This window comes from Pseudomonas oryziphila (assembly GCF_003940825.1).
Lineage (GTDB): Bacteria > Pseudomonadota > Gammaproteobacteria > Pseudomonadales > Pseudomonadaceae > Aquipseudomonas > Aquipseudomonas sichuanensis.
The window spans coordinates 263,956-276,715 of sequence record NZ_CP034338.1 but is presented as its reverse complement, the minus strand read 5'-3'; the positions used below and the strand labels follow the sequence as shown (position 1 = coordinate 276,715).

At 63.8% G+C, this 12,760-nt stretch carries 14 protein-coding genes; 8 read left to right on the top strand and 6 right to left on the bottom strand.

The window, feature by feature from the left end; translation table 11 throughout:
• Window positions 1-88: 88 nt before the first annotated feature.
• Together cysQ and nudE are read right to left on the bottom strand one after the other, a co-directional pair.
• Window positions 89-922: a 3'(2'),5'-bisphosphate nucleotidase CysQ gene (gene cysQ / locus EJA05_RS01390; protein WP_125857117.1), complete on the bottom strand. Its 834-nt coding sequence runs from the start codon at window positions 920-922 to the stop codon at window positions 89-91.
• Window positions 919-1,485 carry an ADP compounds hydrolase NudE gene (gene nudE / locus EJA05_RS01385; RefSeq protein WP_110992208.1) on the bottom strand — a complete coding sequence of 189 codons (567 nt, stop codon included), beginning with the start codon at window positions 1,483-1,485 and terminating at the stop codon, window positions 919-921. The genes cysQ and nudE overlap by 4 nt, the downstream gene beginning before the upstream one ends.
• A gap of 64 nt (window positions 1,486-1,549) precedes the next feature.
• On the opposite strand from nudE, the gene yrfG reads away from it, so the two are divergent.
• Window positions 1,550-2,212, top strand: coding sequence for a GMP/IMP nucleotidase (gene yrfG, locus EJA05_RS01380; RefSeq protein ID WP_125857116.1), 663 nt, complete (start codon window positions 1,550-1,552; stop codon window positions 2,210-2,212).
• Window positions 2,213-2,339: 127 nt separating this feature from the next.
• On the opposite strand, the gene lysM is transcribed toward yrfG, so the two are convergent.
• Window positions 2,340-2,780, bottom strand: coding sequence for a peptidoglycan-binding protein LysM (lysM, locus tag EJA05_RS01375; RefSeq protein ID WP_125857115.1), 441 nt, complete (start codon window positions 2,778-2,780; stop codon window positions 2,340-2,342).
• A gap of 174 nt (window positions 2,781-2,954) precedes the next feature.
• Between lysM and fdhD the strand changes: the two genes are divergently transcribed.
• From fdhD to EJA05_RS01350, 5 genes are all read left to right on the top strand, one after another.
• Complete coding sequence (fdhD, locus tag EJA05_RS01370) at window positions 2,955-3,782, top strand: formate dehydrogenase accessory sulfurtransferase FdhD (protein ID WP_125857114.1); 828 nt, start codon at window positions 2,955-2,957, stop codon at window positions 3,780-3,782.
• A gap of 8 nt (window positions 3,783-3,790) precedes the next feature.
• The gene (locus tag EJA05_RS01365) at window positions 3,791-6,136 is read left to right on the top strand and encodes an FdhF/YdeP family oxidoreductase (RefSeq protein WP_125857113.1); all 2,346 of its coding nucleotides are present in this window, start codon (window positions 3,791-3,793) and stop codon (window positions 6,134-6,136) included.
• Between the two features lie 335 nt (window positions 6,137-6,471).
• A complete protein-coding gene (locus tag EJA05_RS01360; RefSeq protein ID WP_125857112.1) occupies window positions 6,472-6,951 on the top strand; it encodes a glycine zipper domain-containing protein in 480 nt (159 codons plus the stop codon).
• Window positions 6,952-7,160: 209 nt separating this feature from the next.
• Window positions 7,161-7,973: a CheR family methyltransferase gene (locus EJA05_RS01355; RefSeq protein WP_125857111.1), complete on the top strand. Its 813-nt coding sequence runs from the start codon at window positions 7,161-7,163 to the stop codon at window positions 7,971-7,973.
• 93 nt (window positions 7,974-8,066) lie between these two features.
• Window positions 8,067-8,720 (top strand): response regulator, encoded by a 654-nt coding sequence (locus tag EJA05_RS01350; protein ID WP_125857110.1) that lies wholly within the window; start codon window positions 8,067-8,069, stop codon window positions 8,718-8,720.
• Here the strand turns inward: EJA05_RS01350 and EJA05_RS01345 are convergent.
• Window positions 8,710-9,144 (bottom strand): acyl-CoA thioesterase, encoded by a 435-nt coding sequence (locus EJA05_RS01345; RefSeq protein ID WP_125857109.1) that lies wholly within the window; start codon window positions 9,142-9,144, stop codon window positions 8,710-8,712. The genes EJA05_RS01350 and EJA05_RS01345 overlap by 11 nt on opposite strands.
• A gap of 105 nt (window positions 9,145-9,249) precedes the next feature.
• Between EJA05_RS01345 and EJA05_RS01340 the strand changes: the two genes are divergently transcribed.
• Together EJA05_RS01340 and EJA05_RS01335 are read left to right on the top strand one after the other, a co-directional pair.
• Window positions 9,250-9,714, top strand: coding sequence for a hypothetical protein (locus EJA05_RS01340; RefSeq protein ID WP_223811878.1), 465 nt, complete (start codon window positions 9,250-9,252; stop codon window positions 9,712-9,714).
• On the top strand, window positions 9,714-9,986 hold the full coding sequence (locus tag EJA05_RS01335) for a type II toxin-antitoxin system RelE/ParE family toxin (RefSeq protein ID WP_125857108.1): 273 nt from the start codon (window positions 9,714-9,716) through the stop codon (window positions 9,984-9,986). Before EJA05_RS01340 ends, EJA05_RS01335 begins: the two co-directional genes overlap by 1 nt.
• A 58-nt stretch (window positions 9,987-10,044) precedes the next feature.
• Here EJA05_RS01335 and EJA05_RS01330 read toward each other — a convergent pair whose 3' ends face one another.
• Together EJA05_RS01330 and hslO are read right to left on the bottom strand one after the other, a co-directional pair.
• Complete coding sequence (locus tag EJA05_RS01330) at window positions 10,045-11,586, bottom strand: phosphoenolpyruvate carboxykinase (protein WP_125462214.1); 1,542 nt, start codon at window positions 11,584-11,586, stop codon at window positions 10,045-10,047.
• Window positions 11,587-11,765: 179 nt separating this feature from the next.
• Complete coding sequence (hslO, locus tag EJA05_RS01325; protein WP_125857107.1) at window positions 11,766-12,668, bottom strand: Hsp33 family molecular chaperone HslO; 903 nt, start codon at window positions 12,666-12,668, stop codon at window positions 11,766-11,768.
• Window positions 12,669-12,760 lie beyond the last annotated feature (92 nt).

The window sequence follows — 12,760 nt, the reverse complement described above, 5'->3', positions numbered from 1 at the left end:
CACAGGGCCCTGCCAAATCAGAAAATCATGTGCCGTTCTGTAGGAGCGGCCTTGTGCCGCGATGGGCTGCAAAGCAGCCCCGGCTTACTCAAGTTCGGATCGCGCCCGCCAGCTCGATCAACGCCTGCCGCCAATCGGCAGCCTTGGGCAACGCCAGGAAAAACGGGTTGAGCAACGATTCCCGTGGCGGGTATTGAAACGCCTGACCATCCAGCCCGATCACCTCGCCACCGGCCCCTTCCAGCACGCCCTGCGCGGCAGCGGTGTCCCACTGCGAAGTCGGTGCCAGCCGCGGATAGCAGTCGGCAGCGCCTTCGGCGAGCAGGCAGAACTTCAACGAGCTGCCGATATTGGCCAGCTCCAGCTCACCCACGGCGCTTGTCAGGCCAGCCAGCAGCGCTTCCTGCTCCGGGCTCGAATGCCGGCGGCTGGCGACCACGGTGAAGCGGCCATCCTGTGGCGGCGCATTGCGCACCTGGATCGCCTGCGCCTCGGCATCGCGCTCGGCACGCCAGGCCCCCAGCTCGCGACCGCCGAAGTAACAACGGCCATTGGTCGGCATCGCCACCACACCAAACACCACCTCGCCCTGCTCGATCAGCGCAATGTTGACGGTGAACTCTTCACTGCCAGCGATGAATTCCTTGGTACCGTCCAGCGGGTCGACCAACCACCAGCGCTGCCAGGCAGCGCGGGTTTGCAGCGGGATATCACAGTCTTCCTCGGACAGCACCGGGATCTGTGGCGCCAGCGCTTGCAGGCCATCGGCAATGATCCGGTGCGCAGCCAGGTCGGCAGCGGTCACCGGCGAGTCGTCGGCCTTGGTGGTGACTGCCACGCCTGCGCGCCAGAACGGCAGGATGGCCTCGCCGGCCAACTGGGCGAGCTTCACCACGTGCTGCATCAGTTGAACATCGTTCATGCGCTCAGCACCCCACGCTGGATCAGCAGGTCACGCGCCAGGTACAACGCCGCCAGTGCCCGGCCTTCGCTGAACTGCGGGTGCATGGCCAGCGCCGACAGCTCGCGCAGGTTGACCTTGTCGACCCGCATCGGCTCCGGCTCATCACCCTCCAGCCGCTCTTCGTACAGGTCGGTGGCCAGCACTACCTGGATCTTCTGGCTCATGTAACCGGGCGACAACGACAGCTCGGTCAGGTGCTCCAGCTGGCGTGCGCCGAAACCAGCTTCTTCCTTGAGCTCGCGGTCAGCGGCGGCCAGCACGTCCTCACCCGGCTCGATCAGGCCTTTGGGCAGGGACAGTTCGTATTCATCGGTGCCGCCGCAATATTCCTCGACCAGCACTGCGTGCTCGGCATCGAGCATGGCCACGATCATCACCGCGCCATAACCATTGCCCCGGCCGACCAGTCGCTCATAGGTGCGTTCGGTGCCGTTGGAAAAGCGCAACTGCACGGCTTCGACGCGGAACAGGCGGCTGCTGGCGACGATCTCGCGGCTGAGGACGGTGGGTTTCTGGCGCATGGGGCGGCTCCTTGGCGTGAACGGGTTACTATACCGTGGCTTGCCACCTGATCGAGAGTTTCCCATGCCCGTTCTTCCCTGGTCCGCCATCGATACTGTCCTGCTGGACATGGACGGCACCCTGCTCGACCTGCACTACGACAACCGCTTCTGGCTGCAGCACCTGCCCCAGCGCTACGCCGAGCTGCACGGGGTGAGCCGGGCGATGGCCGAAATGGAGCTGCAGCCGCTGTTCGAACAGCATGCCGGGACGCTGAACTGGTACTGCCTGGACTTCTGGAGCCGCGAGCTGCGCCTGCCGATCCGCGAGCTGAAGCAGGAGATCGCCGACCTGATCGCCTTGAAGCCGGATGCCGACACCTTCCTCGCCGCCATCCGCAAGGCCGGCAAGCGAGTGGTGATGATCACCAATGCGCACCGCGACTCACTGTCGCTGAAACTGGAGCGGGTGGAGCTGGCGCCGTATTTCGAGCGGTTGATCAGCTCGCATGACTACGGCTACCCGAAGGAAAGCCCGCAGTTCTGGGACGCGTTGCAGGCGGACATCGGTTTTGAACCGGCGCGCAGCCTGTTCATCGATGACACCTTGGCGATTCTGCGCAGTGCTCGGCAATTTGGGGTGGGGCACCTGCTGGCGGTGCGTCAGCCGGATAGTCGGGCCGAGCCGCGAGATACCCAGGAGTTCGCGGCGGTCGAGGATTACCGGGAGTTACTGGTTGGCCTGTAAGGGCCTCTTCGCGGGTAAACCCGCTCCCACAGGTACTGCACTGCATCCAAGGGCGGTGCAAATCCTGTGGGAGCGGCGGTTCGCCGCTGCGATTTACCCGCGAAAGGGCCGGATCAGGCGATGATGATTAATTGGGAATACGCAATACCTGCCCCGGATAGATCTTGTCCGGGTGCTTGAGCATCGGTTTGTTGGCCTCGAAGATCTTGTTGTACTGGTTGGCATTGCCATACACCTTCAAGGCGATGGCACTGAGCGTGTCACCCTTCACCACGGTGACGAACACCGCCGCCTGGGCAATCGGCCCGGTGACGGTGATCTGGTCCTCCACCGCAGCCACACCGGCAATGTTGCCGGCCGCCAGGATGATCTTCTCCTTCTCTTCCTGGCTGCTCACCTCGCCCTTGAGGATGACCTTGTCTCCCTCTACAGTGGCCGAGATGTTCGGGTTGCCCAGGCCAACGCTTTCGACGTGTTTCTTCAACTGCTCCTCGGCATTGGCATTGCCCGGGGTCAGCAGGTCGATCAACTTCTCACCGGCTTCCTTCACGAAACTGAACAGGCTCATGTGGCGCTCCTTTTAGGGTGAATCCGTGGAAGCAGGAGTCTAGGCCAGGATCCCGCCCCCTGCCCCTGTGCAACCAATCGACGCGGTCTATCACGGCATAGACGCTAGCGATTAGACGCCACCTGCCCGGCGGCCTAGGCTTGTGGCATCAAACTGCCGCCGGTATTCGCCCCGATGAACAGCAAGCCTCCGGTCTGCGCGGCGCCTTCGTCATTCGATCTGCCCGCCGCCAGCAACACCTACGACTACCTCGAGCTCACCGATGCTGCGCGTGACAACACGCCGCTGGCCGAGGAAGTCGCGCTGGCCATCGTCTACAACGGCCTCAACCAGGCGGTGATGCTGGTCAGCCCCACCGACCTTGAAGACTTTGCGGTCGGTTTCAGCGTCGGCAGCGGCATCGTCAGCGGCACTGACGAAATCTATGACGTGAAGCTCTCCGGCAGCGGCTCGGCCTTGTATGCCGACCTGGAAATTTCCAGCCGTGCCTTCTGGGACCTGAAGAACCAGCGCCGCCAGATGGCCGGCACCAGCGGCTGCGGCCTGTGCGGTGTGGAAGCCCTGGAGCAGGCGCTGCCCGAACTGAAGGTGCTACCCGGGGCCCCCTTGCCTCCGGCCCATTGGCTCAAGGACCTGCGCCAACGCATCGATGCCTTCCAGCCCCTCGGCCAGCACTGCGGCGCTGTGCACGCCGCGCTGTTCATGGACCGCGACGGCCAGCTGCTGCTGGGTCGCGAGGACATCGGCCGGCACAACGCCTTGGACAAGCTGATCGGCGCCCTGCTGCGCCAGCGCATCGACACCACGGGTGGCCTGGCCATCGTCACCAGCCGCTGCAGCCTGGAACTGATCCAGAAAGTGCTGCGCGCCGGCATCCAGACCCTGGTCAGCCTCTCGGCGCCCACGGGCCTTGCCTTGCAATGGGCACGCAAGCACAACCTCAACCTTATCCATCTGCCCAAACACAGCGCACCGCGGGTATTCAGCCCAGCGGCGGAGTAGTAACAGCCGTGACCTCGTACGAAAAACTCCCGGACAACGCCCCCGCCTCTTCCCCTCGCTACAAGCCTTACCCCGGCCCCGCCGGTGGCTGGGGCGCGCTGCGCAGCGTGGCCAAGGCCTGGGTTGGCAGCGACAACGCCCTGAAGAACCTGCGCGCCCTGCTCAAGACCAACCAGAACGGCGGCTTCGACTGCCCCGGTTGCGCCTGGGGCGACTCGCCCGAGAGCGGCATGGTCAAGTTCTGCGAGAACGGCGCCAAGGCGGTCAACTGGGAAGCCACCAAGCGCCGCGTCGATGCGGCTTTCTTCGCCCGCTACAGCATCAGCGCGCTGCGCCAGCAAAGCGACTACTGGCTTGAATACCAGGGCCGGCTGACCGAACCGATGGTCTACGACCCGGTCACCGACCGCTACCAGCCGATCGAATGGGACGCGGCATTCGCGTTGATCGCCCGCCACCTGAACAACCTGGCCAGCCCCGACCAGGCCGAGTTCTATACCTCCGGCCGGGCCAGCAATGAGGCGGCGTACCTCTACCAGCTGTTCGTGCGCGCCTACGGCACCAACAATTTCCCCGACTGCTCGAACATGTGCCACGAAGCCAGCGGCGTTGCCCTGAGCCAGAGCGTTGGCGTGGGCAAGGGCACGGTCACCTACGACGACTTCGAGCACGCCGACGCGATCTTCGTCTGGGGCCAGAACCCCGGCACCAACCACCCGCGCATGCTCGACCCGTTGCGTGACGCGGTGAAGCGCGGCGCCCAGGTGGTGTGCGTCAACCCGCTCAAAGAGCGTGGCCTGGAACGCTTCCAGCACCCGCAGAACCCGCTGGAGATGCTGACCAACAGCGATCGCCCGACCAACACCGCGTTCTTCCGCCCGGCCCTGGGCGGCGACATGGCACTGCTGCGCGGCATGGCCAAGTTCCTGCTGCAGTGGGAGCGCGAAGCGCAGGCCAAGGGCGAACCGGCGATCTTCGACCACGCCTTCATCGCCGAGCACGGCCATGGCGTGGACGAGTACCTGGCGGTGGTGGATGCCACGCCCTGGGAGCAGATCGAGGCGCAGTCCGGCCTTGCCCTGAGCGACATCGAACTGTCGGCGCGCATGTACTGCAAAGGCAAGCGGGTGATCATGTGCTGGGCCATGGGCATCACCCAGCACCGCCACTCGGTGCCGACCATCCAGGAAATCGTCAACCTGATGCTGCTGCGCGGCAACCTCGGCGCACCCGGCGCAGGCCTGTGCCCGGTACGCGGCCACAGCAACGTGCAGGGTGACCGCACCATGGGCATCAACGAGCGCCCACCGGTGTTCCTGCTCGACGCCATCGAAAAGCGCTTCGGCTTTGCCGTGCCGCGCCACAACGGCCACAACACCGTCGAGGCGATCCACGCGATGCTCGAAGGCCGCGCCAAGGTGTTCATCGGGCTGGGCGGCAACTTCGCCCAGGCCACCCCGGACACCGAACGCACCGCCCAGGCCCTGCGCAACTGCGAACTGACCGTGCAGATCAGCACCAAGCTCAACCGCAGCCACCTGGTCCACGGCAAGCAGGCGCTGATCCTGCCGTGCCTGGGCCGTACCGATATCGACCTGCAAAGCGATGGCCCGCAGACAGTCACGGTGGAGGACTCGTTCAGCATGGTCCATGCCTCCAACGGCCAGCTCAAGCCGCTGTCCAGGCAGATGCGCTCCGAGCCCGCCGTGGTCGCCGGCATCGCCGCCGCCACCCTGGGCAAGCAGCCGGTGGACTGGCACTGGCTGGTGGCCGATTACGACCGCATCCGCGCGCTGATCGCCGACACCATCCCGGGTTTTGCCGACTTCAATGAGCGCCTGCGCCTGCCGGGCGGTTTCTACCTGGGTAACAGCGCCGCCAGCCGCCAGTGGAAAACCGCCACCGGCCGCGCCAACTTCAAGGCCAACCTGCTGCCCGACAGCCTGCTCGACGAGCGGGTGCGGGCCAGCGGCCAACTGCCGGACCTGATCATGCAGTCGATGCGCTCGCACGATCAGTACAACACCACCATCTATGGCATGGACGACCGCTACCGCGGCGTGCGCGGCCAGCGCGACGTGCTGTTCGCCAACGAAGCCGACATCGTCCGCCTGGGCTTCCAGCCGGGGCAGAAGGTCGACATCGTGTCGCTGTGGGGGGATGAGCATGTACGCCGGGTGCATGGTTTCACCTTGCTGGCGTTCGACATTCCTGCCGGGCAGGCGGCAGCCTATTACCCCGAGGTGAACCCGCTGGTGCCGCTGGAGAGCATTGGCGAGGGCAGCCATACACCGACGTCCAAGTTCATTGCCATCAAGCTTGAGCGGGCGCGGGACGACGGGCGGATCATCTGAATTCGCAGATACTGCGTGGGAGCGGGCTTGCCCCGCGATAGGGCCAGCCGCCGAAACGGGGTTGCCAGGCAGGGCCTATCGCGGGGCAAGCCCGCTCCCACGCAGCACTCTGCGCAGCCTCTCTTCACCCAGGCGTCGCCCACAAAAAAAGCCCTGTCCGCAATGGATCAGGGCTTTGTCATAAAAGCCTCAGACCACCGAAATTCAGGAAAGTTTCATACATAATTCAATAACTTAGAGAATTGTGTACAACTCGTGCTACTCGTCGGATTTCCATTGCCAGCCGCTTCGCCGGGCCTCAAATTCCGCTTCGTCATCCCTCTGAGGCTCTCTTGATGAAGAAGTACTCCTCGATTCTGTTGTTGTCTTTCAGCTTGCTCAGCGGCGTGGCCATGGCAGGCGGCACCACCGAAGCCGGCATTGGCGGCGCATTGGGTGGGGTACTGGGCTCCGTGGTGGGCAACTCCATCGGTGGTAGCACCGGCGGCGCCATCGGTGCCGGCCTGGGCGGCGCTGCCGGCGGTGCCCTGGGTGCCGACAAGCGCCAGCGTGGCGAAGCGGCCATCGGTGGCGCGCTGGGCGCTGCGGGCGGCAACGTGGTCGGTCGCTCCGTGGGCGGCACCACTGGCAGCTATATCGGTGCGGCTGCCGGCGGCGGCGCCGGTGGCGCGCTGGGTAACTACATGGGCAACAAGGCCGACGAAGACGAACGCCGCGATTCGCGTCGCTATCGCCGCGACTACGATGATCGCCGTTACTACGACCGCGGCCACCACTACGGCCACCGCAAGCACAAGCGCCACTGGCGCGACTGATCGCCAGGCTTAAGCCTTGCGCCTAGGCCCCGCCCTCATCGGCGGGGCCTTTTCGTTTGCGCCAATGCCCGAGGATTAGGGGCCGCCCCGATATGGAGGCCAGTTGCCACTAGCTATCATTCCCTGCTTCCACCTTGAACAGGACGCAGGGAATGCGCGCGATCAGCCCCCTCTTCATCTGCTCGCCTCCAGCCCTGGGAGGTTGAAACATGCCCACCCGCACTCGCCCGCCACTGCTCAGTGAAACCAGCTTTGCACGCATTCGCCAACGGGTTGTGCAGGCGACCGGCGTACATCTGGCCAACGACCGCCGGGCAGTGGTCGCAGCGCGGCTGCACAAGCGCCTGAAAACCCATGGCCTGGCAGACTTTGAGCACTACCTGGCCCTGCTCGACAGCGAACAGGGCACAACGGAACACGAGCACCTGCTGCGCCTGCTGGTAGCCCGCGACAGCTACTTCTTCCGCGAACACCGCCATTTCGAATGGCTGGCCGGCTGGCTGGCTGAGCACCAGCACCCCGTGCGCTTGTGGAGCGCCGCCTGCGCCACCGGTGAAGAAGCCTGGAGCCTGGCCATGGTCGCCGCCGAAAACGCCAGTCACCCAGGCTGGCAGGTGCTGGCCAGCGATTTCGATCCGCAGGTGCTGGAGCACGCAGCCGCCGGCATTTACGACATTGCCCAGGCCCGTTACTTCCCGGAAGGCTGGCTGGCCCGCCACTGCTTGTGCGGGGTGGGTGAAATGGCCGGGCGACTGCGCGTAGCCTGCGCCCTGCGCGGGCAGGTAGGCTTCGAGGCGATCAACCTGATTCAGCCTCTGCCGGAACGGCTCGGCCAGTTCGACGCCATCCTGCTGCGCAACCTGCTGTCCAGCCTCGCCCCAACGTACAAGTGCGAGGTGCTGCTGCGTGTGCTGGCACAGCTGCGCCCCGGCGGCTTGCTGATCATCGGGCACAGCGAGAGCATCCACGAGCTGGACCTGCCCCTGCGCCCCTTGCTGCCCTCGGTGTTCGAACGCTTATGATCAGAGGCACTGACTGCGCCCCCGCGCCGCAGTGCCCTTGCGGATCGTGCCGGCCTGCCGCCCCCCCTTCCCTTGCGAAACAGGCCCTGACCCATGCCTTGCCGTATCCTGCTTGCCGACGATTCGCCGCTCTTTCGCGCCGGCCTGCGCGCCCTGCTTGAACAGAAAAAGGACTTCGCCGTGGTCGGCGACACCGGCGATGCCATGGCTGCCGTGAACCTCGCCGAGAAACTCAAGCCGCATATCGTGGTGCTCGACATGAGCGGTGAGCTGGACAACCAGCAAGCCCTGCAGGAACTGTTCATTCGCGCCCCGGCCAGCCGTGTGCTGATGTTTTCCGCACGCTCCGAGCTGGAACACGTGCTCAACTGCCTGCAACTCGGCGCCCATGGCTTCCTGCTCAAGAATGCCTCGGTGGGTGAGCTGGAGCAGGCCCTGCAGACCCTGCGCCACGGCGGCCAGTACCTGTCATCGGCGGTGCTGCCGATGGTCATCGACCTGGCCCTCAAGCACAGCCGCAAACGCCCGACAGGTCAGGTGCAGACGCCGCTGACCACCCGCCAGCTGGAGATCCTGCGGCTGATCGCCCGTGGTGAAACCACCCGTTCCATCGCCGATGGCCTGGGCCTGAGCATCAAGACGGTGGAGGCGCACCGCTCGCAGATCATGCACCGCCTGCAGATCCACGACGTGCCGGGGCTGGTGCTGTTTGCCGTACGAGAAGGGATCATCCGCCTCAACGATTGAGCGACAGCCCGGCGAGGATCAATTGCAGCGTCTCTGGCAATGCGGCCGGGCGCCCCGAAGCACGCTCGACGAATACCTGCACCAAGGTGCCTGCCGCGCAGGCTTCGGCCTCGCCAGGACGGAACAGCGCCAGGCGATATTCCACCGTGCTGCCCGCAAGGCGCGTGATGCCCAGGCCCACTTCGAGCACGTCGGGGAAGCCAGGCAGCGCGAAGAAGTCTGCCGCCGAACTGACCACGAAACCGGCCAGTTCGCCGTCACGCAGGTCCAGTTCGGCCTGTTCGACGAGGAAGGCCTGGATGGCCGTCTCGAAGAAGCCGTGCACGGTGGAACCGGCGAGGTGGCCGTTGAGGTCGTTGTCCTGGGGGCGGGTGAGGATCGGATGGAAATGGGAGAAGGCGGTGCGTTGAGGGGATTCGGTCATGGTTTGTCCTGTGTTGTCTTTTGCACATCAGGGAAGCTTCCCACACGGACTTGGGAACGCCTATAGTCGCAATCAACAATAGATCGCATAGCATGGTCCATCTTCATGAAACCGAGACACTCGCCGGTGCCTACCCAACAGCTGGATCACACCATCCTCAGCCGCATGGCCGTCAATGGGCGCATCAACGCCACCCATATCGTCGGGCAGCCTGGCGGCTGGGCCATTCAGGTCGACATCAATGACCAGGAGCACGTGCTTACTGCGCAGCGTAGCGGCAATGTAAGGCTGTTCAAGAAGTTCGAAACACTTGTCAGCTACCTGCACGAGTTGAGCATCGACCATTTTCAGGTCGACACCTCAACCTACGATCCACAACAAACCAGTACCTATCAACGACCGGATCGCGCGCAAGCACTCAAGCGCGCCCATGAGGCCGCCGCTTACGATGCCTGGTTCGTCGAGCAGGTCGAAGCGAGCCTGCGCGATCCCTCGCCCGCTATGGATGATGCCGAGGTAGAAAGATTCTTTGCCGCCCGCCGCGCTGAGTTGCGAGCCAAAAAAGGCTGATGCGCCTTACCTGGTCGTCCATGGCTTACAAGGATCGCTTGCGGATCCTTGAGCTTATTGCCGAGGACAATCCGATTGCAGCCGAAGTGCTGGATGAAACATTCAGGGATAAGGCTAGGCGCGCCGCACAGTACCCAGCCCTATACAAGCCCGGGCGCCGACCCGGAACACGCGAAATCGTCGTGCACCCGAACTATGTAATGGTCTACCGAACCCTGGTGGATCAGATCGAGATCATCCGCATTCTGCACGCTCGACAACAATGGCCCTGAGGGCAGAAACAAAAAAGCCGCCCCGAAGGGCGGCTTTTTCATTCGAGCCGGTAGCTGCTTACAGCTGCGGGCCAGCGCCTTTGATGGCGTCGGAAACTTCGAACTTCTTGAAGTTTTCGATGAACAGCTTGGCCAGGCCCTGGGCAGCTTCGTCGTAGGCAGCCTTGTCAGCCCAGGTGTTGCGCGGGTTGAGCAGCTCGGTCTCGACGCCCGGAACGGCCTTCGGCACGTCCAGGTTGATGATGTCCAGGTGCTCGGTTTCGGCACCGACCAGAGCGCCGCTCTGGATGGCGGCGATCACGCCACGGGTGGTCGGGATGCTGAAGCGCTTGCCAACGCCGTAGCCACCGCCGGTCCAGCCGGTGTTGACCAGGTAGACCTTGGAGCCGAACGCCTTGATGCGCTTGATCAGCAGCTCGGCGTAAACGCCAGCCGGGCGCGGGAAGAACGGCGCGCCGAAGCAGGTGGAGAAGGTCGACTTGATGCCGCCGCCCGAACCCATTTCGGTGGAACCGACCAGCGCGGTGTAGCCGGACAGGAAGTGGTAGGCCGCCTGCTCGTTGTTCAGGATCGACACTGGCGGCAGTACGCCGGTCAGGTCGCAGGTCAGGAAGATGACCGCGTTCGGCTCGCCGCCCAGGTTCTCTGCCGAAACCTTCTCGACGTGCGCCAGCGGGTAGGCGGCACGGCTGTTCTGGGTCAGGCTTACATCGGCGTAGTCGGCGTGCTTGTTGGCGTCGATCACGACGTTTTCCAGCACCGCGCCGTGCTTGATGGCTTTCCAGATGACCGGCTCGTTCTTCTCGGAGAGGTCGATGCACTTGGCATAGCAACCGCCTTCGATGTTGAAGACCACACCCTCACCCCAGCCGTGCTCGTCGTCACCGATCAGGTAACGGCTTTCGTCGGCCGACAGGGTGGTCTTACCCGTGCCGGACAGGCCGAAGAACAGGGTGACGTCACCCTCTTCGCCGATGTTGGCGGCGCAGTGCATCGGCAGCACGTCGGCGGCCGGCAGCAGGAAGTTCTGCACCGAGAACATGGCTTTCTTCATTTCACCGGCGTAACGCATGCCGGCGATCAGCACCTTCTTCTGAGCGAAGTTGATGATCACGCAGCCATCGGAGTTGGTGCCGTCACGCTCAGGCACGCACTCGAAGTTGGCGACGTTGAGGATCTGCCACTCACCACGGCCAGCCGGGTTGTACTGCTCCGGGTTGATGAACAGGCAACGGCCGAACAGGTTTTGCCAGGCGGTCTGGGTGGTCATCTTGACCGGCAGGTAGTGCTCGGCCGCGGCACCTACGTGAACGTAGGAAACGAAGTGATCCTGGGCGTTGTTGAACGCCTCCACGCGGTCCCACAGGGCATCGAACTTGTCGGCCGGGAACTTGCGGTTGATCGGGCCCCAGCCAATCTGGTCCTGGGTGGAAGGTTCTTCGACGATGAAACGGTCAGCCGGCGAACGGCCGGTGCGATGACCGGTTTCCACCACCAGCGCGCCAGTATCGGCCAGCACGCCTTCACCGCGGGACAGCGCTTCTTTTACCAGCTCATCGACGCTCAGGTCGGTGTACACGGTGTTGTTGGCTTGCGTCATGAGATACCCCATCCGGCCCGAGGCCGAGTGCTCCAAACGTTTTGTAGTTGTCTCGAAAAAACTACTACAGCGAAAAAAGTGGCCGGATTATGCCAGAAACGCCCAAAAAAAGTAGGCCCCTCCTGTCAGAACTGCGCTTTTGCGCAATTCGACAGGAGAAAGTCCTGTAGTTAACCGTTTCAGTGGTGAGTTTCTGATGGTGCGTCGGTGCCACCACCGGCAAACAATTGCTCAACATCGCTTGCATCGAAGAGATAGCGTTCATTGCAGAACTGGCAATCGATCTCGACCTGGCCGCCGCATTCGGCCACCAGCGCCTTGGCATCGGCTTCGCCGAGGCTGATCAGGGCGTTGCCGGAACGCTCGCGCGAGCAGCTGCAGCGGAAGCGTAGCGGCTGGATATCGAACAGGCGAACCGCGTCCTCGTGGTACAGGCGGTGCAGCACGGTTTCGTTGTCCAGGCCGATCAGCTCTTCGGCCTTCACGGTGTTGGCCAGCGCCTTCACGTGGGCCCAGCTTTCGTCGCGCTCCTCGATGTCCTTGTGGATCTCGGCCGGCAGTTGCTGCACCAGCAGGCCACGGGCGCGCACGCCATCGGCGGCCAGGGTGATGCTGGTATTCACCTGCTGCGACATGACGAAGTAGTTGGTGAAGCACTCCGACAGGTCCTTGCCATCCAGCTCGACGGTGCCCTGGTAGCGCTGGCCGTTGACCGGAATGATGGTCAGCACCAGGTGGCCGCCGGGCATCAGGTCGGCAAGGCTCGCATCCTCTTTGATCTGCTCGGCTTCATAGCGCGCCAGCCCGCGGATCTCGTGCTCGCTGGTGTATTCGATGGCCAGCAGCGGCACCGGGCCCTGGGATTGAGCCTGGAGCACCAGTAGCCCATCGAACTTCAACGTGCCGACCAGCAGCGCAGCGGCGCCCATCAGCTCGCCCAGCAAGTACCGGACCGGGCGCGGGTAATCGTGCTTGGCCAGCACCTCGGCGTAGCTGCGTTCCAGCGCGACCATCTCGCCGCGCACGTCGCGGTCGTCGAACAGGAAGCGTTGGGTGAAATCTGTATCTGGCAAGTCGCTCATGGTTGTCTGGCTATCTGAAAATGATGACAAAATAATTGCAGGAGACTGAAAGGTCCGTCATAGAGCGCTCACAAGGCGCTAATTCCCGCTGG